This is a genomic window from Streptomyces polyasparticus, assembly GCF_014493765.1.
Classification (GTDB): Bacteria; Actinomycetota; Actinomycetes; order Streptomycetales; family Streptomycetaceae; genus Streptomyces; species Streptomyces polyasparticus.
Genome location: NZ_JACTVJ010000012.1, coordinates 142571 through 168770 on the forward strand (window position 1 = coordinate 142571; position 26200 = coordinate 168770).

Annotated in this window: 23 protein-coding genes and 1 pseudogene; 9 read left to right on the top strand and 15 right to left on the bottom strand. The window is 71.2% G+C overall.

The features are described from left to right. Nucleotides 1–75: 75 nt before the first annotated feature. Nucleotides 76–606 carry a MarR family winged helix-turn-helix transcriptional regulator gene (locus H9Y04_RS25175; protein ID WP_308801092.1) on the top strand — a complete coding sequence of 177 codons (531 nt, stop codon included), beginning with the start codon at nucleotides 76–78 and terminating at the stop codon, nucleotides 604–606. On the opposite strand, the gene H9Y04_RS25180 is transcribed toward H9Y04_RS25175, so the two are convergent. After that, a complete protein-coding gene (locus H9Y04_RS25180) occupies nucleotides 593–2122 on the bottom strand; it encodes an SDR family oxidoreductase (protein WP_308801093.1) in 1530 nt (509 codons plus the stop codon). The two genes, H9Y04_RS25175 and H9Y04_RS25180, sit on opposite strands and share 14 nt — an antisense overlap. Before the next feature lie 236 nt (nucleotides 2123–2358). Between H9Y04_RS25180 and H9Y04_RS25185 the strand changes: the two genes are divergently transcribed. Next, nucleotides 2359–4488, top strand: a complete 2130-nt coding sequence (locus tag H9Y04_RS25185; RefSeq protein WP_187816287.1) for an MMPL family transporter — start codon at nucleotides 2359–2361, stop codon at nucleotides 4486–4488. An 83-nt stretch (nucleotides 4489–4571) separates the two neighbouring features. On the opposite strand, the gene H9Y04_RS25190 is transcribed toward H9Y04_RS25185, so the two are convergent. Beyond that, nucleotides 4572–5954, bottom strand: a complete 1383-nt coding sequence (locus H9Y04_RS25190) for a cryptochrome/photolyase family protein (RefSeq protein ID WP_187816288.1) — start codon at nucleotides 5952–5954, stop codon at nucleotides 4572–4574. Between the two features lie 325 nt (nucleotides 5955–6279). Beyond that, complete coding sequence (locus H9Y04_RS25195) at nucleotides 6280–7434, bottom strand: MerR family transcriptional regulator (RefSeq protein ID WP_187816289.1); 1155 nt, start codon at nucleotides 7432–7434, stop codon at nucleotides 6280–6282. A 249-nt stretch (nucleotides 7435–7683) separates the two neighbouring features. On the opposite strand from H9Y04_RS25195, the gene H9Y04_RS25200 reads away from it, so the two are divergent. Continuing rightward, nucleotides 7684–8214: an RNA polymerase sigma factor gene (locus H9Y04_RS25200; RefSeq protein ID WP_187816290.1), complete on the top strand. Its 531-nt coding sequence runs from the start codon at nucleotides 7684–7686 to the stop codon at nucleotides 8212–8214. 31 nt (nucleotides 8215–8245) lie between these two features. Continuing rightward, the gene (gene sigK / locus H9Y04_RS25205; RefSeq protein WP_438818143.1) at nucleotides 8246–8836 is read left to right on the top strand and encodes an ECF RNA polymerase sigma factor SigK; all 591 of its coding nucleotides are present in this window, start codon (nucleotides 8246–8248) and stop codon (nucleotides 8834–8836) included. A gap of 94 nt (nucleotides 8837–8930) precedes the next feature. Here sigK and pyrF read toward each other — a convergent pair whose 3' ends face one another. Both pyrF and H9Y04_RS25215 read right to left on the bottom strand, forming a co-directional pair. After that, complete coding sequence (gene pyrF, locus H9Y04_RS25210) at nucleotides 8931–9626, bottom strand: orotidine-5'-phosphate decarboxylase (RefSeq protein ID WP_187816292.1); 696 nt, start codon at nucleotides 9624–9626, stop codon at nucleotides 8931–8933. A gap of 99 nt (nucleotides 9627–9725) precedes the next feature. Continuing rightward, nucleotides 9726–10142 carry a hypothetical protein gene (locus tag H9Y04_RS25215; protein WP_187816293.1) on the bottom strand — a complete coding sequence of 139 codons (417 nt, stop codon included), beginning with the start codon at nucleotides 10140–10142 and terminating at the stop codon, nucleotides 9726–9728. Nucleotides 10143–10342: 200 nt separating this feature from the next. On the opposite strand from H9Y04_RS25215, the gene H9Y04_RS25220 reads away from it, so the two are divergent. Beyond that, complete coding sequence (locus H9Y04_RS25220; RefSeq protein ID WP_187816294.1) at nucleotides 10343–11233, top strand: alpha/beta hydrolase; 891 nt, start codon at nucleotides 10343–10345, stop codon at nucleotides 11231–11233. Between the two features lie 156 nt (nucleotides 11234–11389). On the opposite strand, the pseudogene H9Y04_RS25225 reads toward H9Y04_RS25220, so the two are convergent. From H9Y04_RS25225 to H9Y04_RS25270, 10 genes and pseudogenes are all read right to left on the bottom strand, one after another. Continuing rightward, nucleotides 11390–12219, bottom strand: a pseudogene (locus tag H9Y04_RS25225) (IS5 family transposase). A 188-nt stretch (nucleotides 12220–12407) separates the two neighbouring features. Continuing rightward, the gene (locus tag H9Y04_RS25230) at nucleotides 12408–13373 is read right to left on the bottom strand and encodes an acyltransferase domain-containing protein (protein WP_187816295.1); all 966 of its coding nucleotides are present in this window, start codon (nucleotides 13371–13373) and stop codon (nucleotides 12408–12410) included. Between the two features lie 211 nt (nucleotides 13374–13584). After that, a complete protein-coding gene (locus H9Y04_RS25235) occupies nucleotides 13585–14646 on the bottom strand; it encodes a dihydrodipicolinate synthase family protein (RefSeq protein WP_187816296.1) in 1062 nt (353 codons plus the stop codon). Continuing rightward, nucleotides 14646–15704 carry an NAD-dependent epimerase/dehydratase family protein gene (locus H9Y04_RS25240; RefSeq protein WP_236071369.1) on the bottom strand — a complete coding sequence of 353 codons (1059 nt, stop codon included), beginning with the start codon at nucleotides 15702–15704 and terminating at the stop codon, nucleotides 14646–14648. The genes H9Y04_RS25235 and H9Y04_RS25240 overlap by 1 nt, the downstream gene beginning before the upstream one ends. A gap of 203 nt (nucleotides 15705–15907) precedes the next feature. Then, entirely contained in the window at nucleotides 15908–16918 is a 1011-nt protein-coding gene (locus H9Y04_RS25245; protein WP_187816491.1) for a proline racemase family protein, read from the bottom strand. A gap of 1 nt (nucleotide 16919) precedes the next feature. Next, nucleotides 16920–17843, bottom strand: coding sequence for a dihydrodipicolinate synthase family protein (locus tag H9Y04_RS25250; protein WP_187816297.1), 924 nt, complete (start codon nucleotides 17841–17843; stop codon nucleotides 16920–16922). A 49-nt stretch (nucleotides 17844–17892) separates the two neighbouring features. Then, on the bottom strand, nucleotides 17893–19224 hold the full coding sequence (locus tag H9Y04_RS47800; protein ID WP_187816298.1) for an FAD-dependent oxidoreductase: 1332 nt from the start codon (nucleotides 19222–19224) through the stop codon (nucleotides 17893–17895). Then, nucleotides 19221–19472, bottom strand: coding sequence for a (2Fe-2S)-binding protein (locus H9Y04_RS25260; protein WP_438818149.1), 252 nt, complete (start codon nucleotides 19470–19472; stop codon nucleotides 19221–19223). The genes H9Y04_RS47800 and H9Y04_RS25260 overlap by 4 nt, the downstream gene beginning before the upstream one ends. Before the next feature lie 97 nt (nucleotides 19473–19569). Next, complete coding sequence (locus tag H9Y04_RS25265; RefSeq protein ID WP_187816300.1) at nucleotides 19570–20754, bottom strand: NAD(P)/FAD-dependent oxidoreductase; 1185 nt, start codon at nucleotides 20752–20754, stop codon at nucleotides 19570–19572. Nucleotides 20755–20828: 74 nt separating this feature from the next. After that, on the bottom strand, nucleotides 20829–21443 hold the full coding sequence (locus H9Y04_RS25270; RefSeq protein WP_187816301.1) for a helix-turn-helix domain-containing protein: 615 nt from the start codon (nucleotides 21441–21443) through the stop codon (nucleotides 20829–20831). Nucleotides 21444–21556: 113 nt separating this feature from the next. On the opposite strand from H9Y04_RS25270, the gene H9Y04_RS25275 reads away from it, so the two are divergent. The 4 genes from H9Y04_RS25275 to H9Y04_RS25290 all read left to right on the top strand — a co-directional run bounded on the left by H9Y04_RS25275 (nucleotide 21557) and on the right by H9Y04_RS25290 (nucleotide 26180). After that, nucleotides 21557–22237 carry a HEAT repeat domain-containing protein gene (locus H9Y04_RS25275; RefSeq protein ID WP_187816302.1) on the top strand — a complete coding sequence of 227 codons (681 nt, stop codon included), beginning with the start codon at nucleotides 21557–21559 and terminating at the stop codon, nucleotides 22235–22237. Between the two features lie 4 nt (nucleotides 22238–22241). Continuing rightward, nucleotides 22242–23246, top strand: coding sequence for a MerR family transcriptional regulator (locus tag H9Y04_RS25280; RefSeq protein ID WP_187816303.1), 1005 nt, complete (start codon nucleotides 22242–22244; stop codon nucleotides 23244–23246). A 166-nt stretch (nucleotides 23247–23412) separates the two neighbouring features. Beyond that, nucleotides 23413–24756, top strand: a complete 1344-nt coding sequence (locus H9Y04_RS25285; RefSeq protein ID WP_187816492.1) for an MFS transporter — start codon at nucleotides 23413–23415, stop codon at nucleotides 24754–24756. Between the two features lie 113 nt (nucleotides 24757–24869). Then, nucleotides 24870–26180, top strand: a complete 1311-nt coding sequence (locus H9Y04_RS25290) for a BNR-4 repeat-containing protein (protein WP_187816304.1) — start codon at nucleotides 24870–24872, stop codon at nucleotides 26178–26180. The last annotated feature ends 20 nt before the right edge of the window (nucleotides 26181–26200 follow it).

Here is a 26200-nt window from a genome sequence, read left to right on the forward strand (position 1 = left end):
TAGGACGCAGGTGAGAATTCCTCGCTTGTGGGGGCCGCGTGAATAGGGAGAAGGCTCCGATAGGGTGGCCGGGTGGTGAGTGCGGGAGATTCAGGAGCAGGCGGCCGTCGGGCGCCGGCCGCGGCGGATGCGGAGCTGCAGGCGTTGGCGGTGCAGCTGCGTCGGATGAACGGTGAGATCAACCGGGTCGTGCACGGCTTCGCCGCCCAGCAGGGTCTGCACGCGACCGATGTGCAGGCGCTCGCCGCGATCCTGGACGCGGAGGAACCCCTCACCCCCGGCCGCCTGCGGGCGCACCTCGGACTCACCTCGGGCGCCGTCACGGCCTGCCTCGACCGCCTCGAACGAGCCGGGCACATCCGGCGCTCCCGGGACACCGTCGACCGCCGCGTGGTGCACCTGCACTACGTGCACGACGCGCGGCGCACCGCCCGTGCCTTCTTCCGCCCGCTGGCCACGGCCGCGAGCGAGGCACGCAGTCAGTTCACGGACGATCAACTGGCCGTGGTCGTACGGTTCCTCGCCACGCTCAACGACGAGCTCGCGGTGGTGCGCGAGGCGGCCCCCGAGAGCACTCCGCCTCACACTCGCCTCACCGGCGCTTAGCCTGCCGGGGCCTGGTGCCCGACGGCTCCTGCGCCGCGGCCCGTGTGATGTTGCGGGCCATGCCTCCGAACACAACGGTGTGGAAGGGCGCCACGCTCCACCAGTACAGGTGCCCCAGCAGGCCCCGCGGATGGAACAGCGCACGCTGCCGGTAGCGGGTACGGCCGTGGCCGTCCTGCTCCACGTACATCTCCAGCCAGGCCAGACCGGGCAGCCGCATCTCGGCGCGCAGCCGCAGCAGCCGGCCCGCTTCGATCTCCTCGACCCGCCAGAAGTCCAGTGAGTCGCCCACGCGCAGATGGTGCGCGTCGCGCCGGCCGCGCCGCAGCCCGACGCCGCCGACGAGGCGGTCGAGCCAGCCGCGTGCCGCCCAGGCGAGCGGGAACGAGTACCAGCCGTTGTCGCCGCCGATCCCCTCGATCACCCGCCACAGCGCCTGCGGCCCGACGTCCACCGAGCGTTCGCGGCAGTCGGTGTACAGGCTGCCGCCCGCCCAGTCGGGGTCGGTGGGCAGCGGATCGCTGGGAGCGCCCGGCACCGACGCGGAGGACCAGCGGGTGGCGACCTGGGCATCGCGGATCTTCTGCAGGGCCAGTTCGACGGCGGCCGCGAACGGCAGCGGCCGGCCCGGCGGATCGGGCACGTACGTGGCGATGTCGTGCTCGCCGCAGACGACTTCGTGACGCAGCGACTCGGTGAGCGGCCGCGCGATCGAGCGCGGGACCGGCGTGACGAGCCCGACCCAGTGGCTGGACAGCCGTGGCGTGAGGACGGGCACGGGCACGATCAGACGCGGCGGCAGGCCGGCGATCCGCGCGTACTGCCGCATCATGTCGAGATACGTGAGGACGTCGGGCCCGCCGATGTCGAAGGTGCGGTGCACCTCGGCGGGCAGGTCCGCGCAGCCGACGAGGTAGCGCAGGACGTCGCGTACGGCGATGGGCTGGATTCTCGTGCGCACCCAGCGCGGCGTGATCATCGCGGGCAGGCGTTCGGTGAGATAGCGCAGCATCTCGAAGGACGCGGATCCGGAGCCGACGATCACCGCGGCGCGCAGCACCGCCGTCGGCACACCGGAGTCGAGCAGGATCCGGCCGACTTCCGTGCGGGAGCGCAGATGGGGCGAGAGCTCCGCCTCCGGCACGCCGGCCGGGGCGAGCCCGCCGAGGTAGACGATGCGGCGCACCCCGGCCGCTCGCGCCTGCTCGCCGAAGATGCGGGCGGCTGTCCGGTCGGTCTCCTCGAAGTCCGTTCCGGTGCCGAGTGCGTGCACCAGGTAGTACGCGGTGTCGACGCCCCGCATCGCTTCGGCGACGTCCGAAGCGTCGGTCACGTCGCCGCGTACCACCTCCACCTGCCCGGCCCAGGGGTGGTCGCGCAGCTTGCGCGGGGTGCGGGCGAGGCAGCGCACCCGATGCCCGGCGTCGAGCAGTTCGGGCACCAGGCGGCCGCCGATGTAGCCGGTGGCGCCGGTGACCAGACAGTGCAGGCCCGGTGCGGTGTCCGCGGTGCTCACGTGGTCCTCCGAGCGGTGGTGGTGTTCCAGCAGTTGTTTCCGGAGTTCCAGCGTTCGCGGATGCGGGTGGGAACGCGGCGCGACACACCGCATCCGGACGGGCGGGTCCGCCCGAATACAGGGACATCGCGCTACGGGACACGCGAGGTACCCCTGCCCGACACGGCCCGGCGCGAGAATGTTTCAATCATTGAGATTGTTTATCTTCAAGCTATATTCGCTTCGAGAGGATCTTCATGTTCAGCGGAGCACGGCTCGCGCGGTGGCTGGTCCCCGTCGTCCTCCTGATCGCCTGGCTGGGCATCGGCGGCACGCTCGGGCCCTACGCAGGCAAGCTGGGGGACGTCGCCACCAACGACCAGGCCGCCTTCCTGCCCCAGAACGCCGAGTCCACCCAAGTCCTCGACGCCCAGCGGGAGTTCCGCCAGGAGGAGACGCTCCCCGCGATCGTCGTGTGGACCGGTGAGAAAGAGGGGCAGAAGCTCGGGGACGCGGAGCGCACCGCCGCCACCGAAGCGCTCGCCTCGCTCAAGGGCGCCCAAGGCACGGTCGACACCCCCTCCCCCGCGCTGCTCTCGGAGGACGGCGAGGCGCTGCAGGGCATCGTCCAACTGCGTCCCGACCTCGGGGAGAAGCTGCCCGAGGTCCTGTCCCAGGTGGACGCCGCCGCGTCCAAGGTGCCAGGCACCAAGGCACAGATCGCGGGTCCGGCGGCCAGTCAGGCCGATCTGTCCGACGCCTTCGCCGGCATCGACGGACTGCTGCTCGCAGCCGCCCTGGTCACGGTGCTGCTGATCCTGCTGCTCGTCTACCGCAGTCTGCTGCTGCCGATCGTCATCATCCTCGGCGCGGTCTTCGCCCTGGGGCTCGCCTGCGCCATCGTCTACGTGCTCGCCGACCACGACGTCGTACGGGTGGACGGGCAGGTGCAGGGCATCCTGTCGATCCTCGTCATCGGCGCGGCGACCGACTACGCGCTGCTGCTCACCGCGCGTTTCCGCGAGGAGCTGCCCGTCAGCCAGGACCGTATCCACGCGATGCGGTCGGCGCTGCGGCGGTCGTTCGGGCCGATCGTCGCAAGCGGGGCGACGGTGGCGCTCGGTCTGCTCGCGCTGCTCCTGAGCGATCTCACCAACAACCGCGCGCTCGGGCCCGTCGGCGCCATCGGCATCGTGTGCGCCGTGCTCAGCACGCTCACGTTCCTGCCGGCCGTTCTCGTGCTGCTCGGCCGTGCCGCGTACTGGCCGGCGAAGCCCAAGTCGGCGCAGGAGTCGGCGGGTCACGGGGTGTGGACGAGGATCGCCGCGCTGGTGGACCGGGCGCCGCGCAAGGTCTGGGCGTTCACGCTCGCCGCTCTTCTGGTCTGCGCCGGCTTCGCGCCCATGCTCACCTCCAAGGGCGTCCCCCTGGACGAGGTGTTCGTCAAGGACACGCCCTCCGTGGCCGCTCAGGAGACCCTCGGCCGGCACTTCCCCGGCGGCTCCGGCAACCCGGCCGTCGTGATCGCCGAGGCCGACCGGCTCGGCCCGGTGCTGGCCGCCGTCGAGGACACCGAAGGTGTGTCGTCGGCCGCCCCGGTGAGCGCGTCCGGCCGGCCCGGCGGCGGTCAACCGCTGGTCGTGGACGGACGCGTACGCATCGACGCGACCCTGCGCGACGCCGCGGACAGCGACGGCGCCAAGGACACCGTCGGGCGTCTGCGCACGGCGGTGCACGCGGTACCCGGGGCCGATGCGCTGGTCGGCGGGTACACCGCGCAGCAGTACGACACCCAGCGCACCGCGCAGGACGACCGCATGGTGATCGTCCCGGTGGTCCTCGCGATCATCCTCGTGATCCTGATCGGGCTGCTCCGCTCGCTGGCCATGCCGCTGCTCCTGGTCGCGACGGTGGCGCTCAACTTCCTTGCCACGCTGGGCGTCGCCGCCCTGGTCTTCGAGCAGCTGCTCGGCTTCGGCGGCACGGATCCGTCGGTGCCGCTGTACGGGTTCGTCTTCCTCGTGGCGCTCGGCGTGGACTACAACATCTTCCTGATGTCCCGGGTCAGGGAGGAGTCCCTGCGCCATGGCACCCGCGAGGGCGTGCTGCGCGGGCTGACGGCGACCGGCGGGGTGATCTCCTCGGCGGGTGTCGTGCTCGCCGCCACGTTCGCCGCGCTGGCCGTGATCCCGCTGTCGTTCCTCGTGCAGATCGCCTTCATCGTCACGTTCGGCGTGCTGCTCGACACCCTGGTCGTACGGTCGCTGCTCGTGCCGGCGCTGGTGCGCGACATCGGGCCGCGCGCGTGGTGGCCGGGGAAGCTCAGCCGTGAGCGGCCCGCGGCGGGCAGCCGTACGGAAGAGTCCTTGGCGCACGCAGATCGCTGATGCTGGGCCGGTGGCCGAGCCGCTTGTCGGGCTCGGCCACCGGGTCGCTCGACGGTCGGGCTCGGCCACCGATCGCTTGACAGTCAGGCTCGCCCACGGGCCCGTTTGAAGCGCTCCAGGCCGTCCGCCAACTCCACGATCGGATCCGGGTAGTCGCCGACCGCGGCGCGTTCGAGGCCGGGCAGCTTCCAGGGTTCGTGGACCGACGGGCCGTCAAGACCCGCCAGTTCGGGCACCCAGCGGCGCGTGTAGACGCCGTCCGGGTCGTACCGCTTGGCCTGGGTCACCGGGTTGAGAATCCGGTTGGGGCGGGTGTCGGTGCCGGTGCCTGCCATCCACTGCCAGTTGAGCTGGTTGTTCGCCACATCGCCGTCGACCAGCAGCGACAGGAAGTGCTCGGCGCCGATCCGCCAGTCCACGTACAGGGTCTTGGTCAGGAAACTCGCGGTGAGCAGCCGGCCACGGTTGTGCATCCAGCCCTCGTGCCGCAACTGCCGCATGGCCGCGTCGATCACGGGGTAGCCGGTGCGGCCCTCCTTCCACGCCTCGATGTCCGCACGCGCGGCCGCCGTCGCGGGGGTGCGCCAACGGTCGTGCTGCGTGCGGTAGTTCTCCCTGGCCGCCGCAGGGCGTGCGGCCAGGACCTGACGGTGGAAGTCGCGCCAGGCCAGCTGCCGTACGAAGGCCTCGGCGCCCGCGCCGCCCTTGCGCACCGCTCGCTGGACGCACTCGACCGGCGAGAGCGTGCCGAAGTGCAGATGCGGCGAGAGCCGCGATGTGCGGTCGCCGCCGAGGTCGTCGTGCCCTTCCTCGTACTCCGCGAGGCCGCCGCGCAGCCAGGCTGTGAGCTGCTCACGGGCCTGCCACTCGCCGCCGGCCGCGAGTCCCGGTGAGACACCGTGGAGGTGCTCGCGTACGGGAAGGGGCTCCGAGCCGACGCCTTCGGGCACCGGGACCTTGCGCGGGGCCGCGAGCGGGGTGCGCATCGGCTGCTGCGTCCAGTGCCGGTGATACGGGGTGAAGACCGCGAAGTGATCCGACGAGGCCGGGGTCACCGTGCCGGGTGCCACGACGGTGCCCACACCGTCATGCACCACGAGACGGCACCCCGACGACTCCAGAACGGAACGCAGCCGGTCCTCGCGGCGCCGGGCGTGCGCACTGTGGTCGGCCGCCATGTGCACCGCATCCGCGCCGCATTCGGACACCACCTTGGCCACCTCGTCCGCGAGGTCTCCGGACCGCAGCACCAGGCGCCCGCCGCGCTCGCGCAGTCCGGCGTCCAGGTCGACGAGGCAGTCCGCGAGGAACGCGAGCCGGTTGGGTGCGGCGAATCCGGCCGCGTCGACGGCACGGTCGCGTACGAACAGCGGCACCACCTCACCCGCCCCGTCCAGAGCCGCCCGCAGGGGCGGGTGGTCGTGCAGGCGCAGGTCGGAGGTGAACAGGACGACCGACACGGTCATGGGGTGTTCCTTCGGGAGGGCCGGTTGCGTCGGGTGGGGGCGCAGTGGATGCGGACACCCTTCGATTCGCTGCACCGACGTCTCACGGATGCAATCGACGTCCCAGCGATGCAATCGACGTCTCCCACATGCACCGGATGGCCGCGACGCGAGGGGTGCATCCGACGGAGGGCCGACTCCCGAATCCCCTGCGGCGGTCGGGCACCCTGCCCACTCCCCTCAACCGCCGGCCGGCCGCGCGTCAGCGGGAGTGACGCGCGGCCGGCGCACGATGCGTTGCTTCGCGTGCGTCACGGTGCTCGGCGTGCGTCGGCCCGCTTCCGGTTCACCCGCTGTCGTCCGGCAGGTTCCGCGGCGGCGCCGTCGACGACTGCAGCACGGCGCGGAACAGCGATTCGAGGACCGCGAGGCCGGAGGCGAGACCCGTCAGGCGGCTCGCACCTTGTTCGTGCGCCGCACTGCTCCAGCCCGTACCGGCGAGCAGCACCAGCGGGTGGCTGCGAGCGCCCCGCACACCCCACTCCAGCGAAAGCAGCGAGCGGACCACGGAGAGGTCGGCGGTCCGCCGGGTCTGCGACCACAGCACCACCGCGCACGGGCCGATGCGGCGCACCGCCGACTCCAGGGCTTCCGCGGAGACCGCGGCGCCGAAGATCCGGGTGGGCAGGCCGCGTTCGACGAGCGCGGCCCACAACGCCTCGATCGCCAGGCAGTGCTGCTCGTCCGGCATACAGGCGAGAAGCACCGGGGGCAGCAACGGCTCGTGCTCCGGGGCCCGGACGGCGGACCGCAGCGTCGTCGAGACATGCCAGGACAGCATGTGCTCGATGTCCACGACGCACTCGCCTGATGTGGCCCACTTGCGGCCGACGGCGTGCAGCGTCGGCGCGATGATCTGCTCCCAGGCGACGACGACGCCGTACGAGTCGACTGCCGACCGCAAACGGGCCTGCACCGCGGCGGCGTCCAGCCGCAGCGCCGCCCGTCCGAGGCCGCGGCTCTCGGGCCACACCTGGCCGAGCGGCAGCTCACCCAGGTCGCCGAGCCCCGAGCCGGGGCTGAAACCCGAACCGGGGCCGGAACCCGAGCCCGCGCCGGAAGCGGTGTGCGGGCCGGAACGGGAGCCAGAGCCTGTGGAGCCCGGCTCCGCACCGCCGCCGCCGAGTTCCTTGGCGGGCACCTCCCGCGCCACCGGCGCACCCGCCAGGGCGAGCCGGGCGGCTTCCGCGGGAGCGATGCCCTGCGCGGTGAGCCGGCACATCTGCTCGAGCCTTGCGACATCGGCAGGCCGCCAACGCCGGTGACGGCCCTGCTCACGGCTGCTGGGGCCGATGCCGTACCGGCGTTCCCAGGTGCGCAGGGTGGTGGGCGCGACGCCGAGCCGGCGCGCCAGCGCGCCCGTGGTCAGAGCGGCCTCGCCCGGCGCGGACGCGTCCCCCGGCTGTGTCCCGCGCTCCTGGTCGTCCGCCTCACTCGTCATCCGCTGCTCCTCACCACTGCGTAGACCTCTGCATGCGTACTTCCGCGTTTCGCCTGCATACGGAGGCACCTGCGTCGCCTGCGTACGGAGACACCTGCGCCACTGCCCGACCACTGCGTCCGCTCGCCGCCGCTACCGCTACACCAAACGATGCACAAACGGTTCATGTTGTGCACTGCTTCCGTCGCGGACGAGCCTCCCCGTAGGCAAACGGTGCAGCCCCGTCGCACCCGACGAAGGAGGTACGAGATGACCACGACGGCCGAGTCCTCCGTGGCCTTCGAGGAGCTGTACGACGAGTGGGCCTCGCTCGTGCATCTGGCGGCGCGGCGCGCGCTCGGCGACGAGTTCGAGGCCCAGGACGTCACGCAGCAGGTGTTCGTCGCCGCGTGGCGGGGCCGCTCCGGCTACCGCCCCGAGCGCGGCAATGCGCGCTCCTGGCTCCTGGGCATCACCCGTCACAAGATCGCCGACGCGCTGGCGGCGCGGACACGCAGGGCCAAGCTGGTCGACGCGGCCGCCCATAGGGCGCCCCAGGTGTTCGTCCCCTCCGCGGACGGGCTGCTCGCGCAGCAGGCCGTGGACCGCATCGTGATCCAGAGCGAGCTGGCCCGCCTTTCGGCCGTACAGCGGGACGTCCTGCGGCTGGCCTTCTACTCGGACCTCACCCAGGTGCAGATCGCCGAGCGGACCGGCCTGCCGCTCGGCACGGTCAAGAGCCATGTGCGCCGGGGTCTGCACGTTCTGCGGGACAACCTCGAGCCCGGTATCCAGTGTTGAGCGATCCGCGACCCGTGGGCGAGGGAGTCCGGTGAGGACGGCAGACGGCAGCGACGCGGGCACCCGCCCCACCGGGCGTGTGGACCTCGCCGTGGCGCTCGCCGCGGTGGCCCAGGGCGACCAGGAGCACTTCGGCCTCGTCTACGACCAGGTCGGCGGACCGGTGCTCGGCCTTGTTCGGGGCGTCCTGCGCGATCCGGCGCAGGCGGAGGAAGTCGCGCAGGAGGTCCTGGTCGAGGTGTGGCGCAACGCCGCACGGTTCCGGCCCGACAAGGGCAGCGCCATGACCTGGGTGATGACCTTGGCGCACCGCCGCGCGGTCGACCGGGTCCGCTCGGTCGAGGCCGCGCGGGAACGCGAACACAAGGCGTCGCTGCTCGACCGCACACCCGCGTACGACCACGTGACCGAACACGTCGAAGCCCGCCTGGAACAGCAGCGCGTGCGTCGTTGTCTCGGAGCGCTGACGGCGCTGCAGCGCGAAGCGGTGACGCTGGCCTACTACCGGGGTCTCACCTACCGCGAGGTCGCCGAGGTCCTCGCCCTGCCCCTGGGCACGGTCAAGACCCGCCTGCGGGACGGACTGATCCGGCTGCGCGACTGCTTGGCCACAACCACCTGACCACCACGGACCTCATCGCCCTGCACTCTCCGCCCTGAGCAGCCCCTACCCTCCGGGCAGCCGTCTGATCACCGAGCCCGGCGGAAAGCCGCGGTCACAGCCCCAAGTCGGCGCGGACGAGTCGGATGGCGGCCACGGGGTTCGGCGCCCGGGTGACCGATCTGCCCACGACAATGTGGGACGCCCCCGCGGCGACGGCGGCGCGCGGGGTACCAGGCCGGGCGTGCTCGGCTGGGTCCTCACCGGGCAGCGCGACGCCCGGCGTGACGATCAGCGGGTTCGAACCCAGTACGCCACGCAGTTGCGCGGCTTCCTGCGGTGAGGCGATCACACCGTGGCATCCCGCCCGGTGCGCCAGTTGCCCCAGACGCAGCACCTGCTCCCCGGCGGAGGCGTTGACCCCGACATCGGCGAGGTCGGAGCCGGTCATGCTGGTCACGACGGTCAGAGCAAGTACGCGCAGGCACGCAAAGTCGCGGGCCGCCGCAACAGCGGCGGCCATGATGCCGGTGCCTCCCATGCTGTGCACCGTCACCATCGACGCACCCAGTGCACCTGCGGCACGGACCGCGCCCGCAACGGAGTTCGGAATCTCGAAGAGCTTCAGGTCCAGGAACACCTCCTTGCCCTTGGCCACGAGGTGCTGGACGAAGTCCGGCCCGGCCGCTGTGAGCAGTTCGAGCCCGACCTTGTAGAACTGGCACTCGTCGCCCAGCCGGTCGACGACCTCTTCAGCCGCTCGGCGGTTGTCGAAATCCAGGGCAACGATGATCGGACTGTTCGGCTCCATGGCGTCATTGTCCAGATCACGCTCAACCGCGGCTGAGGCGGTCCCAGGTGTATACGAGACAACCCGCTTCCCTCGGCCCAACCCCGTACCGATGCCCGTTCAATCGCCAGTGGTACCCCAAAAGCACAGCTCATCGGGGTGGCCGTCGCTGCGGTAGGCAACTGTGCAACAGCCGGACCCACGCCCGAACGGCGGGAACCACCCGTCACCTGAACGCTTGACCGCCTCCTCGATGATCACCCGTGAGGGCTCGGCCGTGCCGAACAACTCAAGGACTTCCCCACCCTCGACCATCCGCACGTCGCCGGCATCTTCCATGTCCGGCTCACACCGGACGACGCGCGCGACATCAAGCACCGAATGCGCTGCCTCTTCCTCCAGCCAGCCGCTGCCGTCCAGGTCAGCGAGCGTCTCGACGCCTTCCTCCCGGTAGTAGTCAGCATCCCGGGCGAAGACGGCCTGCCGCGGATGGTCGAGCGCGGCCTGCCGATCAATCCGGAAGGGCGTGAAGTACACCCACCTACTCGCTCCCATGCAGGCGACCGTACCTACGACGTACGACACGGAGGCAGCCCCGCGGACACTCCCAGATCGACGGTTTATCGGGCACCCGCCAGCGTGATCCGGCCAGGACGGACCCTGGTGCGCCTTTCTCCAAGAGGTGCGGTCGACATGTGAGCAAAGGTGCCCCTCCATGGCCATGACAAGGGGGATACGTGATCAAGAGATGGCTGATCGTCGGCGCGGCCCTGGCCGGTCTGTTCACCGCAGGTCTGGCACCGGTTCAAGCGGCGGCGGAACCGGCAGCACCGCAGATGGCAGCACCTCCCGTCCGGGACGACTCGATCGATGAACCCGTGTACTTCCTCAAGGGTTACTCGAAGGGCGACCCGCCGGGTGTCAACTGCGGCAACTACTGGGGCCCGGCACTCAAGTTCTTCAAGGACGAGGGATGGCAAGGCCCACGGCACACCGTGGCCTTCTACGCCAACGACAGAAACTGCAGCATCCGTATCGCTCGGGGCTCCACTGCGACATCCATCCGCGAACTGGGCCGACGCCTCGCCTGGGACATCCACCGCCGCTACTCGACGCAAGGAAAGTCGGTCGACCTCATCGGCCACTCGATGGGCGGACTCATCGCTCGCGCGGCACTGACCGGCGTCCAGGAGCAACTGCCCGGCTGGCCGCCGTACATCTACGTCGAGGATGTGGCGACGCTGGGCGCCCCGCACGACGGTATGGCACTCGGCTACTTCTGCCTGGCGGTCCAACTGTCGCGTCAGTGCAAGGAGATGCGGCCCGGCTCCGCATTCCTGGACTGGACGGCACAGAATCCGCAGTCGGCGCAGGGAACCGACTGGACACTCATCGGCGCGAGGGACGACGGAGTCGTCGGCATGTCCGCGCTGCGGATGCGTGCCGGCCACAGGGTCTGGTACACGGGGGACAACGAGGGCTGGAGCCATGGCGCACTCAACGACATCACCACGGGCACGTACGCGATGATCTACGAGAACCCGCCGGAGGTCGCACAGGAGAAGGAGAACGGCGCGGCACCCGTGCGCGCGGCCATGAACTCCCTGTACTGGTGGAAGAACTGGTAACCGCGTAGGCGAGAAAGAACCGACAACCTTCCTGGACAGCACCACGACCTTGGTGCTGTCCAGGAAGATCAGCTGCTGTGGACGATGTCGAGGACGTACAGATGCTCGTGGGGACGGTTGATCCAAAGGAAGCGCCCTAGGAGTTGTCTTCAAATGTCACGCCCACATCAGGAGCGAGGCGAGGGTGACTGCTGCCTGGTAGGACTCGACGGTCTTGTCGTAGCGGGTCGCGATGCCGCGCCACTGCTTGAGGCGGTTGAAGCACCGTTCCACGACGTTGCGCCGCTTGTAGAGCTGCTTGTCGAAAGTCGGCGGGCGCCCGCCCCGGCTGCCGCGTCGGAGCCGGTTGCGGACCTGATCGACGCGCTCGGGAATGGTGTGGCTGATGCCGCGACGTCGCAGCCAGGTCCGTATGGCACGGGAGCTGTAGCCCTTGTCTCCCAGCACGTGGGCGGGCCTGACCCGGGCCCGGCCTGGCCCGAGCCGGGGCACCCGGATCGCCTCCATTACGGCGGTGAACTGAGTGCAGTCGTTGGCGTTCCCGCCGGTGACCGTGAAGGCGAGCGGGCGGCCGAAGGCGTCGCAGGCCAGGTGGATTTTGCTGGTCAACCCTCCCCGGGAGCGTCCGAGCGCCGGCGGGCGGAGCCCCCTTTTCGAGCCCCGGCCGCGTGCTGGTGGGCGCGCACGACGGTGGAGTCGACCGAGACCAGCCAGTCGATGTCTCCGGCCGCGTCCGCCCTGGCCTGCGCGGCCCGCAGCAGCCGCTCGAAGGTTCCATCCAGCGCCCACCGCCGGAAGCGGGTGTGGAGTGTCTGCCACGGCCCATACCGCTCGGGCACATCCCGCCATGCCGTGCCGGTACGGAACTTCCACACGATCCCGTTGAGGACCCTTCGGTCATCCAACCGCTTGCGGCCCCGCAAGGACGCGGGCAGCAGCGGTGAGACGAACTCCCACTCCTCGTCAGACAGTTCATGGCGACGTATCACCCGACCATGATCCACCACTCAAGATCAATTGAAGACACCGCCTAGGCGTGATCTCTGAACCCATTGCCCGTAGCAGCCCCGCAATGAACTCCGAAAGAGCGGAGGCTTGGGGCGGCGTGTGCCCGTGCAGGAACCGCCGGTAGCGGTCAGCGACGATACGACGCGGGCCGGTCAGGTCATGCCGGTCACGGCAGCCGCAGCCACCCCCGCCCCATGTGCCAGTGGCCGCCGCTGTCCAGGTGGTCGAGCAGGGCTCGCTGCAGGGAGTTGGCGCGGGGCAGGCCTTGGGTGCTGGTCGTGCCCGGGCGGGTGTGGAAGACGAACTCCAGGACGTCCTCGTCGCAGACCGGGAGGTCGCCGTGCGGGGTGAAGAGGCGCTGGAAGGCCAGGATGTTGGCGTCCGGCTTGAGGTGGTCGCGCAGCGCCGGGTCGAGCAGCCAGGAGTGGCAGGTGGCGAACTCGGCCGCGTGTTCCGGATGGTGGCGCCCCATGAACGGCCTCGCCGCGGCCAAGGAATCCTCACAGGCGGCGGGCGTGAGCGGTCCGTCGGCGGCGATGTGCACATCGAGAACCGGTGCGCCTTCGCCCGGCCCGTCAGCCGGTGGACCATCCGCTTCCCAGGAGGCGGAGTCGTACGTCCGCAGTTCGAACTGCAGGCGGCCGAGGCGGTGCAGGGTGCCGCGCAGGTGGCGGACGATCCACGTCTGGCGGTCGAAACCGCCCGTGCCATGGGCGAGACGGTACGTGGTCATCTTGGCGCCGAGGTCGGCGAAGGTCGCCCGGTTCACCTCGTCCGGGATGCCGCGTTCGCGCCGCGGGACGAGTGCGTCGTGCAAGGACAGCAGGCAGACGTGGACGTAGAAGTAGCGGCCCGCCTCGCCGAGTTCGGCGGGGGCGTGCGGCCACTGGTCAGACGTGGGCATGCCCGCGGTAGCGAACAGGGCCCGCCGGCAGTGGATCAGCGCGTCCCACAGTTCGGGCGTGCGCTTCGGGTCGGGCAGCGTGGCCGCAAGGGGAGCCCGGTCGGGTTCGGGGATGGCGAAGTAGTCGAGCGCGGTCGAGAGTTCCGCCTGCGACAGCGGTTTGGGGTCGGGTGTGCGGGAGTCGGCGGGCTGACTGCACAGCGTGTCGAGCCAGTCGTCTGCGGTCATCGGTGTGCTGCCTCCGTGAGCGGGAGTCGGGCGGCCGCAGCGGGCGCGATGGGCGCGGCGGCTTCGGTCCTACGAAGCACCGCAAGGGTTTCCGGCCGACGCGTGCGGAGTCAATCCGGGCGACGTGCGCGGCGTCGATCCGGCCGACGTGCGCGGCGTCAATCCGGCCGACGTGCGCGGCGTCAATCCTGGGCACCCGCCGACCACGACGTCAGCTCAGCCAGCGTTCGAGCCCTTCGGCCACGAAGGCGTCCTCCTCCCTCAGCCACAGGTACAACTCGCGCACCCGCGCGATCTCCTCGCGCTGCCCGGGCGAGAGCGGCTCCCCGGGATCCAGGCACCAGATGCCGTCCAACAGCCCTTGCTGCCGCAGCACTTCATGGACCCCGGCAATCACACCCGCAAAGGAGTTCCGCACGTCGTACACGGCGGCGTTGGAGTCGGTGTCGCCCGTGAGGCGGGCCAAGGCGCGCTCGCGGGCCGCGTGGTCGCCGGCGCGGGCGGCGTGGACCTCCGCGAGGAGGCGTACGGCGGAGCGGGTCCACACGGCCCAGTGCCCGAGCAGCCCGCCCACGAAGTGCCGTACGACCGGGCCGGCCGGGCCGTGCACATGGAAGGGGGTGAGCAGGTCGTCGACAATGTTGTCGTCGTTGCCGGTGTAGAGCGCGACCTCGGTGCCGCGGTCGGATTCCGCGATTCCCTGGACGAGTTCGAGGGTGCGGTAGCGGTCGAACGGCGCGGCTTTGACCGCGACCGTGGATTCCTGGTCGGCCAGCCGGCGCCAGTACGTACGGGGCAAGTACCGTCCGCCGACGGCCTCCTGGAGGTAGAAGCCGATCACCGGCAGTACCTCGCCGACGGCCGCCGTACGGTCGAGCAGCGCGTCGAGGTCCGCTTCGGGCAGCCCGGCCGGAGAGACGAGGACGGCGTCGTAGCCGAGTTCGCGGGCGGTCGCGGCTTCGGCGACAGCTTGCCGGACGGGGCCGCAGACCCCGGCGATCAGGGCCACGGGCCGCTCCCGGACCTGCTTGGCGGCCTCTTCGGCGGCGAGCTGCAGTACGGGCCTGAGCAGGCCGTGGTCGCGCAGGGCGAACTGCGTCGTATGCACGCCGACGGCGAGCCCGCCCACGCCGGCCTCCATGTAGTAGCGGGTCAGGGCGCGTTGGCGGCGCTCGTCGAGCCGGCGGTCCGCATCCAGGGCCAGGGGGTGGGCCGGGATCACGGTCCCCCGGTGCAGCAGGGCGGCGATGTCCTCGGTCAGACGGGCGGCCATCAGAAGCGTCCGTCCCGTCGCTCGAACTTGGTGGGCTTGTCCCAGGTCTCGCCGCCCGCGAGCAGCCAGTCGGCCTGAAGGTCGATCAGGGCGCCGAGCGGCAGATCCGGGTAGCCGAACAAGGTGTGGCAGAGCGTCGCGTCGCTGAGCAGACTGGTGACGGGCGGCTCCCCGCTGAACCGCGGTGTGACACCGAGCCGTTCGGCCAGGCGCAGCGCAAGGACCCGGACGCTCGCGGTCTCCGGGCCGGTGAGATTGAGCGTGAAGGCCTCGTCCGGGCCGGTATGGCCGAGGCAGCGCAGCACGACTTCGTTGGCGTAGCGCTGCCAGACCACGTTGACGGCGCCGGTCGTGAGGTCGACCGCCTCGTCCCGCAGCAGGGTGCGAGCCAGATCGGCGAGCACTCCGTAGCGCGGTTCGCAGGCGTAGTTGAGGCGGATCAGCGCGACCGGTGTGCCGAAGGTGCGCGCGGCGTGCCGGAAGACCTGCTCACGGCCCAGGCAGGTGAGTGCGTAGTCGCCCTGCGGGCCGGTGGGGTCGCTCTCGCGGGGTCCACCGGCCGTGGGCGCCGTCATGGCGTACACGTTGCCGGTGGACAGCGCCACGGTCCGGGCCGCGGGAAAGCGGCGGGCGACATACGCGGGCAGCACCGTGTTCGTCATCCACGCCTGCTCGGGTGCGGTCGCAGTGCCGAATTTCGCTCCTACGAGGTGAATGACCGCGGTGGCATCGGGCAGGTCTGCTACCGCCGCCGGGTCGCCCAGGTCGACGCGCAGCGTCCGTACGCCCTGCTTCTCCAGATGCGCGGTGCGCGCTTCGTCGGTCCAACGCGACACCGCGACCACCTCGATATCACCGCGTCCTGCAGTGTCGAGCGCACGGCGCGCCATGACGGATATCCCCGTGCCCGTCTTGCCCCCGGCGCCGAGGACCAGCATGCGGCCGGCCGGCCAGGCGGCGGCCTCGGCGGCCAGTTCCGCGCCGGGGCGGGCGAGTTCATCCTCCAGTTCCGCCACGGACCGGGGCAGGACTTTCCTGCGAACTCCCATCTCGGACATGCGAACCCCCATCCCGGAATTCATTCCCTTTTGCGGAATGAATTCCTCGAATCAATTGAGCCGCAGCAAAGAAAGCATGGGATATCGCACGACGCAAGGGGTTGACGCGGAGGATTGAATTGGATTGAATCCCGAGGAATCCTTCGCCAGGAAATCGGCGGGAAAGAATGAATTCTTTCCCGCCGGGCCCGCGGATGAGTTCGTCAGAGTGTGAACCCGCGAGGGAAGGGGTCGTCCGGGTCCAGGAGGTACTGCCCCATGCCGGTGATCCAGGCCGAACCGGTCACCGTGGGGATCTGCGCGGGCAGGCCGCCCACCGTGGTCTCCTCGATCAGCCGGCCGGTGAAGCGGGTGCCGAGCAGGGATTCGTTCACGAAGTCCTGGTCCAGGGGCAGTTCACCGCGTGCGTGCAGCTGTGCCATGCGGGCCGAGGTGCCGGTGCCGCAGGGCGAGCGGTCGAACCAGCCCGGGTGGATGGCCATCGCGTTGCGCGCATCGCTGCCGTTCTCGCCCGGGGCCACGAGCTGGACGTGCTTGCAGCCGCCGATGGTGGGATCGGCCGGATGGATGGGCCGGTTCTGCTCGTTGATCGCGTCCATGATGGCCAAACCCGCCGCGAGCATGCGGTCCTTGGCGACGGCGTCGGTGCGGTCGAAAGGGATGCCGAGATCGGCGATCGGCAGGATCGCGTAGAAGTTTCCGCCGTACGCCATGTCGTACGTGACCGTGCCGATCCCCGGCACGTCGGCCTTGGCGTCCAACTGCAGGGCGAATGAAGGGACGTTGCGGATCGTCACCGCCGTGGCCCGGCCGTCCTCGACGGCCACGCGGGCCAGGACGAGACCGGCCGGGGTGTCCAGACGTACCTCGGTCACCGGCTCGGTGACCTCGACCATGCCGGTCTCGACGAGGACGGTCGCGACGCCGATCGTGCCGTGGCCGCACATCGGCAGACAGCCGGAGACCTCGATGTACAGCACGCCGTAGTCGGCGTCGGGCCGGGTGGGCGGCTGCAGGATCGCACCGCTCATCGCGGCGTGCCCGCGGGGTTCGTTGACGAAGAACTCGCGTACGTGGTCGAGGTGTTCCATGAAGTACGCGCGGCGCTCGGCCATGGTGGCGCCCGGGATGACGCCCATGCCACCGGTGACGACGCGGGTCGGCATGCCCTCGGTGTGGGAGTCGACGGCGGAGTAGTAGCGCGATGCCCGCATCTCAGGCACCCACCGGCTGCTCGGCCAGATAGCTCACCGCACGCTTCATGTCGGCGTCGAGCGCGGCCAGTTGGCCGCCCGCCAGCGGCCCGCGCGGTGGCCGGCACGGTCCGCCGTAGCGGCCGACGAGGTCCATTCCGTGCTTGATGGCCTGGACGAACTCGGTGCGCGAGTCCCAGCGGAAGGCCGCGACGAGGGGCTCGTAGAGCTCCCTGGCCTCCGTGAGCCGGCCGGCCAGCGCAAGCTCGTAGAGGCGTACGGACTCGGCGGGGAACACGTTCGGGAAGCCGGCGAACCAGCCGGTGGCGCCCATCAGGAGCGCCTCGAGGACCAGGTCGTCGGCGCCCGCCACCACGGTGATCTCCGGCGCGCGCTCCCGTATCTCCAGGATCCGCCGTACGTCACCGGAGAACTCCTTGACGGCCACGATGTTGTCGATCGCGGCGATCTCGGCGACCACGTCCGGGGTCAGGTCCACCTTGGTGTCGATCGGGTTGTTGTACGCCATGACCGGCAGGCCCGCGGCCGCGACCTGCTCGAAGTGGTCAATCACCTCGGAGGTGTTGGCGCGGTACATGGTCGGCGGCAGACACAGCACACCATGCGCGCCGTCCTCGGCGGCCTTCTCCGCCCACGCCCTGGCCTGGTGTGCGCCGACACCGTGCACACCGACCACCACGATCCCGTCGTCGCCGACGGCCTCGATCGCGGTACGGGCGACGGCCCTGCGTTCCTCGTCGGTGAGGGAGGAGTACTCGCCGAGTGAGCCGTTGGGGCCGACGCCCCGGCAGCCGTTGTCGATGAGCCAGCGGCAGTGCTCGGCGTACCGGTCGAGGTCGACGCGGAGTCCGGCGGGGGCGGCCGGGTCCTCCGCGTAGGGCAGGGCGGTGGCCACGATGACCCCGTCGAGCTTCTCCTGTGTCATGTCGTTCCCTCTCCTTGTGCTCGTCGGGGGGTGCGGTGTCATCTGTGCGTCAGAGGGTCGGTTCCTCGGCCAGCTCGCCGAGGCGGATCGGGGCGGCGATCGGCCGGCGGGCGAAGGTGGCGGCGGCGTCCGGGATGCCGGTGAGCTCGGCGACCGCACGGCCGCAGACGCGGCCCTGGCACGGGCCGAGTCCGGCGCGGGTCACGAGCTTGAGCGCACGGCCGCCGCAGACCTCGCGCTCGCGGGCGGCGCCGCGCAGTTCCCCGTACGTGACCTCCTCGCAGCGGCACACGAGGGTGTCCTCGCGCAGCCAGGTGCGCCAGCCGTCCCGTACGGGGTACGCGGCATCCAGCGCGGCCGCGAAGCGGCGTCCCCTGCGGGCCTTGCGCAGCGCTCGTACGGGTGGTGCGGGGTGGGCGCCGAGCAGCCGGGCGGCGCTGGCGCCCGCGATCTCGCCCTCGGCGGCGGAGAGTTCGGCTCCGCCGATGCCGGTGAGCTCACCTGCGGCGAACACTCCGGGTACGGAAGTGGCCTGCGCGGCGTCCACCGTGACGAACCCGTCGGCCAGGGCGCAGCGCGCCGCCACCGCGAGTTCCAGCTGCGGTGTGAATCCGAATCCCACGCACACGGCGTCGACTTCGACGCGGCGCGCGCTGCCCGGGACGACCGTCCAGTCGGGACGCAGCCGGGCGGTCGTGACCGACTCCACGCGATCCGTGCCGTGCGCCTCGATGACCGTGGTCCGACGGCGATACGGGACCCGCTGCCGGGCCAACACGCTTGCGTATCCGGCCAGTTCACCCAGCTTGCCGATGCCCGCCGACAGGCCGCCGCCCGGCCGGGCGAGCCATCCGGTGACGGGGTCGCCCGCCTCCAGCACCCCGGCGACCTCCGCGCCCACGTCGAGCAGGGACCGGGCCACGGGCAGCAGGAACGGTCCGGTCCCGGCGAGCAGCACCCGCTCCCCCACCCGTACTCCTTGGCCTTTCGCGAGCGCCTGCGCGGCGCCCGCCGTGAAGACGCCGGGCAGATCCCAGCCGGGGAACGGCAGCGCGCGGTCAAAGGCGCCGGTGGCCAGCACGAGGGCCGGAGTGTCGATGCTGCGCCCGGACCTTCCGGGGCCGTCCGCAGGTCCGGTGCGCACATGCACCCGGTGCCCGCCCGCCACCGGTTCGAGCGCCCACACCACCGACTCGGCCAGGTGCTCGACGCGGGCCGGCAGCGTGAACCGCTCCGTGCCCGCGCGGGTGTCCTGCCGGTGGTACTGGCCCCCGAGCCGGGCGCCCGAATCGATCAACAGCACGTCCGTGCCTGCCTGCGCGGCCGCCCGGGCCGCCGCCATTCCGGCAGGCCCCGCGCCCACGACGACGACGCGGCTCATGACGGGAGCTCCGCACCGTGCTGCACGCGGATGTCGTCGCCGTCGCGCACCAGGCGCTGACAGGCCCGTACATCCGCGACACCGTTCACCACGACCAGACAGTCGAAGCAGACACCGATTCCGCAGAAGACACCTCGCGGCCGACCGCTGCCCCGGGTCGTACGCCAGGACGTGAGGCCCCTGCCGAGCAGCACGCCCGCCACGGTCTGCCCCTCGAGGGCCGTGGTCTCCTCACCGTCGATCCGCACCTTCACGCCGCGGCCTCCCCGTCGATCCGTACGCTCACGCCACGGCCTCCCCGTATTTCCGTACGGTCCTTTGGCGGCCTCCCGTCGATCGGCATCCTCACGCCGCCGCCTCCCCGTCGATCACGGCCGCCCGGTCCACGCGGAAAGGCTCCGGGTCGACCTCGGGCACGGCTCCCGTGAACAGATCGGCGAGCAACCGGCCGGTGGCGGCGGCGAGTCCGATGCCCGCGCCCTCGTGACCGGTCGCATGCCACAGGCCGGGCAGCCTGGGATCGGCGCCGATCACCGGCAAGTGGTCGGGCGCATAAGGGCGGAAGCCTCCGTACGCCCGCATCACCGGCACATCGGCCAGGACCGGGAAGAGCGCGACGGCCTTACGGGCCAGCTCGCGAAGGACGTCGATGCGTACGGTGTCGTCGAAGCCGACGCGTTCGCGGCTGGAGCCGATGAGCACGGTGCCCGCCCGCGTGGACTCGACGACCGTGGAGGTCTGCAGATCGGCCTCGCCGCTGGCGACCGCTCCCACGTAGTCGGCGTCGTACACCTTGCGCCGTACGGTGCCGGGCGGCAGCGGACCGGTCACCAGGATCATGCCGCGCCGGGGCAGCACATTGATCGGGGCGCCGACCCGGGCGGCGAACGAACCCGCCCACGGGCCACAGGCGTTGACCACCGCACGGCAGGCGATCGTGCCGCGGTCCGTGCGCACGCCGCTGACCCGGCCGGCGGAGTCCCGGGTCACCCCGAGCACCTCCGTGCCGGCCCGGACCTCGCCGCCACGTGCCCGTACCGCGGCGAGCAGGGTGGTGGCCGCGAGCACCGGCTGCAGCTGGGCGTCCTCGGGATAGTGGACGGCGGCGGTGACCTTGCGGGTGAGGTGGGGTTCGAGTGCCGCCGCGTCCGCCGGGGCGATCTCGTCCGCCCGGATCCCCACGGCACGTTGGGCGGCCGCGAAACGCGACAGCGATGCGGCGGCGTCCGGCGTGGTCGCGACGACCAGGCCGCCCTTGGCCTCCCACTCCGCCTCCGCCAGAGCGGGGCCGAGCTCTTCGCGCAGCGCGGCGAGCAGTTCGGGCCAGCGGCGGCGCGAGACGCGGGCGAGTTCCAGCTCGGGGCCGGGCGCCTTGTCGGAGACCAGCACATTGCCCTCGCCCGCGGCGGTCGTGCCGGCGGCGATCGCACCGCGGTCGAGCACCGTCACCTCGAGGCCGGCGGCGCTGAGCGCCTCCGCACAGGCCGCGCCGATCATGCCGGCACCGGCCACCACGACGTCCGGGCTCACCACCCACCCCGCTTTCGTTCATTTCAATGAACGGGGCGAGACTAGAAAGGAGTTGAGGGCACGGTCAACCCTTCTCACAGCTCCGGCTTCCGCGGCGCAGGCACCGCACACGATCCCCGCAGCGCGGGCGGCCCGGAATCCGCCGGGTACTCCAGCATCAGAACGGAGACGACCGGCCCGCCGACGGTCTCGTAGACATGCGGGCCGCGCGCGTCGAAGCACACGTAATCGCCGGGCCCCAACTCGTACGGCGCCTCCGGCGGACCCACTCTGAGCTGCCCCGACGTCACAACGACGTGTTCGCGCCCCGGGTGGCCCGCGGAGTGCTGCACCTCGCCCGGGCGCACTCGCTGGTCGTACAGCTCGATCGCCTTGTCGGTGATGTCCATGCGGCGCAGCATCCGCAGATCCACCGCGTTGCTGCTGAGCACCTCGAGCCCCCTGGAGCGCACGAGCACCACATCCGGGTCGGTGCGCTCGGTGAGCAGGGAGGAGACCGGAACCCCGAGAGCGTTCGACAAACTGAACACTGTCTCGATCGTGGGGTTCCCCGTGCCGGACTCCAGCTGCGACAGCGTCCCCTTGGCGATGCCGGACGCGCGAGCCAGCGCGGAGAGCGTGAGCCCCGCCTGTTCGCGCAGCACGCGAAGGTTCGCCCCCAGCACCCTGCCGGCCTGTTCCCGTACCACCCGACCTCCTCGGCTCCTGTGCGCTGGAGGCTACCTCGCGGTGCGCGCGGCCGAACCGGTTTGACCTTCACACGGTGACAAGGTCTTGGTTCGTGACCGAGGAGGTGATCTCGATGACGATCACGACACAGGACACGGAGAGCACCCGCGTGCTCCAGGCACTCGGCGACGGCCGTGCGTCGGTGCGGCTGCGGGCCGCGCTGGCGGCCGGTTCGGCGCCCGCGCCGGGGTTGGTCACTGCGCTCGTCGAGCTGTGCGCGATCGAGCCGGAGTTCTTCGTACGGGACATGCTGACCTGGGCGCTCACCCGCCACCCGGTGGACCTGACGCTGCCCGCGTTGCTGCGCGAACTCGGATCGGAGTGCGTCCAGGCACGGAGCCAGGCCCTGCACACGCTGTCCAAGCTCGGGGACCGGCGCGCCTGGCCCGCGCTCACCCACGCGCTGCTGACCGACACCGAGGACGAGGTGGCGCGCAGCGCCTGGCGGGCCGCGGTGATCCTCGTACCGGAGGGCGAGGAGCCGGCGCTCGCCAATGTGCTGGCGACGCAGCTCGGGCGCGGCGGCCGGGAGACGCAGCTGAGTCTGAGCCGGGCGATGATCGCGCTCGGCGACCGCGGTGTGCCCGCCCTGGAGGCGGCAGCGACGGCGCCGGGCGAGGGTGTGCGAGCGCATGCCCTGGCCACGCTGCGGCTGCTGCGCGATCCGGACGCGGGGTTCGAGTTCGCCGTCGAGGAGGCGAAGCGGATCGTCGCGTTGCAGGACCGCCCCGGCGATGATCGCCCGGAACAATAGGCACATGCTGATCGGCGAGGTGGCGAGAAGGTCCGGGGTCAGTGCCCGCATGCTGCGGCACTACGAGTCGCTCGGGCTCCTTCGGCCCACGGCGCGTACGGGCACGGGCTATCGGGAGTACTCCGCCGAGGACATCCGGCGGATCTTCCATATCGAGAGCCTGCGGACGCTGGGCCTGTCGCTGCGCGAGATCGGGCGGGCGCTGGACGATCCCGGCTTCGCGCCCGCGTCGCTCGTGGGCGATCTCATCGCGCAGACGCGGCAGCGCATCGCGGCGGAGACGGAGCTGCTCACCCGGCTGCAGCGGATCGACTCCGCCGACCCGGGCAGTTGGGAGGCGGTGCTCCATGTGGTCGGGCTGTTGCAGGCGTTGGGGTCGCACAGCCCGGACGCTCGGCAGCGCGCGGCCCTGGACTCGGCCGATGACGCTCCGGTGCCGAGGGAGGCCTTGGCCGAGGCGGTGCTCAGCGAGACCGATGCCCATGTGGCGGGCGCGCTTCGCTGGGCGCTGGCCCGGGCGGGCGAGGACGTGCCGGCGGTGCTCGCGGAGGGCCTGACCTCGGCGAGCACCGAGGTGCGGGAGCGTGCGGTGCGCTGCCTGGCCGAGATGACCGGCGCCGATGTGACCGACCTCCTGCACCGCGCCCTCGCCGACGAGGACGCCGTGGTGCGCGGCCATGCGGCGGTCGCGTTGGGCAGTCGCGGAGCCGTCGAAGCGCTGCCGGTGCTCGTCGACATGATCGTGGAGGGTACGAGGGACACGGATGCGGCCGACGCGTTGAGTGTGCTGGCGGGGGATGCGGCCGCGGCGGAGCGGATCGCGGGGCTGCTCGTGGACCGCCTCGGCCGGCCGGATACGGAGGCGGGGGCGCGGGGGCGGCTGACGCAGGCCTTGGCGGGCATTCCCGGCGAGACGACCGACCGCGCTCTCGCGGAGTTGTCGCGGGACGAGGACCGGGCAGTGGCGCTGACCGCCGCGTATCTGATCGACCTGCGTGCGTCAGACTGAGCGGCGTGCGGTGTGTGTGTGCGCGGGCGTCACCCACCTTCTCAGCACTCATCCACATAATGCAATCCCTATTCAAACTGTGGACCGTCCTGTAAGTTCCGGCGGCAGCGCAGAGTTCACAGCCCTGCGCGCAGAACGGAACGGCGCAGGAGGCGCAGTGAGCCACATGATCGACCAGTCGTCGCGCGGCGCCGGCCAGGCCGACGACCCACAGACGGCCGACGTCCCACAGGTGAAGGAGCCGGACGCCAAAAGCCTGCGCAAGGTCCTCGTCGCGGCGGGCCTCGGCCACTTCGTCGAGTGGTTCGACTTCGGCATCTACGGCACCCTCGCGGTGATCCTGGCCCACCAGTTCTTCCCCTCGGGCAACCCCCAGGCCGAACTGCTCTCCACCTTTGCCGTTTTCGGCGCCGGGTTCGTCATGCGCCCCCTGGGCGGCATGTTCTTCGGCTCGCTCGGCGACCGTATCGGACGGCAGAAGACGCTCGCGATCGTCGTCCTCACCACCTCGGCCGCGACCCTCGCCATGGGACTGCTGCCCACTCACGCCACGGCCGGCGTGCTCGCTCCGGCACTGCTCGTGCTGTGCCGTCTCGTCCAGGGCTTCGCCGCGGGCGGCGAGAGCGCGGGCGCCACCACCCTGCTCGCCGAGTACGCGCCCGAGCGCCGCCGCGGCTTCGTCACCTCGTGGATCGACGCCTCCGGCTTCGCCGCCTTCGTCGCCGGTTCCGGCCTCGTCCTGCTGCTGTCCGCAGCTCTTGGCGACGCGATGGACGACTGGGGCTGGCGCATCCCCTTCCTGCTCGCCGCCCCACTCGGAATCGCCGGGTTCTATCTGCGCTCGCGGCTCGAGGACTCCCCCGAGTTCCGCAAACTCAAGAGCGAAGGAGGCCAGTCGCGTTCGCCGCTGCGCGAGAGCTTCACCATCGCGCGCACGGCGATGCTGTTCTGCGTCGGCTTCATGGTCATCAAGGCCGTCGGGCACTGGGCGCTGCAGACGTTCATGCCCGGATATCTGCAGACCACGCTGGAGTTCAGCCGGGTGCAGGCCTTCGCCATCACCACGGCCGGTCTGTTCGTCGTCGCGCTCGCGGTCCCGTTCATGGGCGCGCTGTCCGACCGCGTGGGCCGCAAGCCCCTCCTCATCGCGGGCAGCGCCGGCATGGCGGTCCTCGCCTGGCCCGCGTTCTGGCTCCTGAGCGTCGGCAACGGGCTGCTCGCCGCGGTGGCGATGATCGCGCTCGGCCTGTGTCTGGCCGCGTTCGACGGCGCGATCTCCGCGGCGCTCGCCGAGCTGTTCCCCACGCGGGTGCGCTACGGCGCCATGGCGGTCTCGTACAACTTCGCCGCCGCGATCTTCGGCGGCATGACCCCCTACTTCGCCACCTGGCTGATCGGCGCGAGCGGTTACGCACTCTCCCCCGCCTTCTACCTCATCGTGATCGCCGTCGTCTCCGGCGTCACGGTGCTCAGGGCGCGCGAGACGGCACCCGCTCGCATCTCCGACTGATCTGTTCGCCGCACGTCATCCACACGGCCCCCACCGCACTCCTCGTACACGGTCCACCGCACTCCCGTCATCCCCAGCTCGCCGCACGTCACGTCACTCAAGGGAGAGTCACCTTGCGGCTTCTCAGTGCACGCTCGTACGCCGTCACCGCCGCGGCCCTGGCCGGTCTGCTCACGCTCGCGGGCACCGGGCAGGCCGCCCCCGCACCCAGCGGCACCCAGCCCCTTGCGGCGGCCACGGTCTCCCCCGTTCCGTACGCCATGGACTCGTCCAACCAGGCCGCCTGGTGGACGCCGGTGGCCACGTACAAGGGCGTGGGCCAGTACACCTACTTCGCCTTCAACGAGCCGGGCTCGACCGCGGCCACCCACCGTCCTGCGATCGCGCGGCGCGCCCCGGACGGTACGTGGAGCCGCCTTCCGCTGCTCACGAGCACCGGTGCGCAGGCCGAGTTCACGGACGACATCGGGCACAACCAGCCGTCCGTCGCACGCGACGGCAGCGGCCGGCTGCATGTGTTCACGTCCATGCACTGCAACCCCTGGCGCTACTTCCGCTCCACGGCCGCCGGCGGAAACGTCACGGACCACGCGTCCGAACTGCCCGACGCGGGACAGGGCATCACCTATCCCGTCCTGACCACGGCACCCAACGGCGATCTGTATCTGACCGCCCGCGTCGGCTGCGGCAACGACCAGCGCCCCGGCAAGCTCTACCGCTGGGACAACGCGGCCTCCCGCTGGACCACCGTGGCCACCTTCGCCGCCGCGCAGTACCGCTCCGTCTATCCGGACGATCTGGCCGTGGATGCTGCAGGACGGGTGCACATTCTGTACGAGTGGTCCAAGGCGCCCTCCTCGGCCTTCCGGCACCAGCTCTCGTATCTCCGCTACGACCCGGCCACGGGCACGTTCGCGGACAGCACGGGTGCGACCGCCACCGTGCCCGCCACTCCGGGCACCGCGGACGTGATCCAGGACCTCACCACCGGTGAGCAGTGGAGCACCGACAACACGGGATACACCGGACCGGCCGTGCAGAGCGCCAAGTTGACGCTCAGCGGGTCCTCGCCGCGTATCGCCTATCGCTATCGGTCGGCCGACAGCGGCGGTGTCTTCCGCGTGTACTTCGCCGCACCGAGCGGCGGCGGCTGGGCGCGCCAGACCGTGTACGCCGGCGGGCAGACCGCCGCGGCCCTGGGCATCACGCGGGACGAGACGGAAGCCGAACGGGTCTACTACGTCACCGCGTCCGGCACCGACCGCGTGTTCGCCGCACGTGCCGTGGGCGGCGCCTGGCAGTCGCAGTCGGTCGCGCCCGGACTCGCGGCGGACCGGCTCGCGGTACGACGGGACTCGGACGGCGTCGACGTCCTCTACCTGCCGGACACCGCGCACGGCACGCTCCACTACGGGCGTCGCTGAGGCCGCTGACACCGGTGACA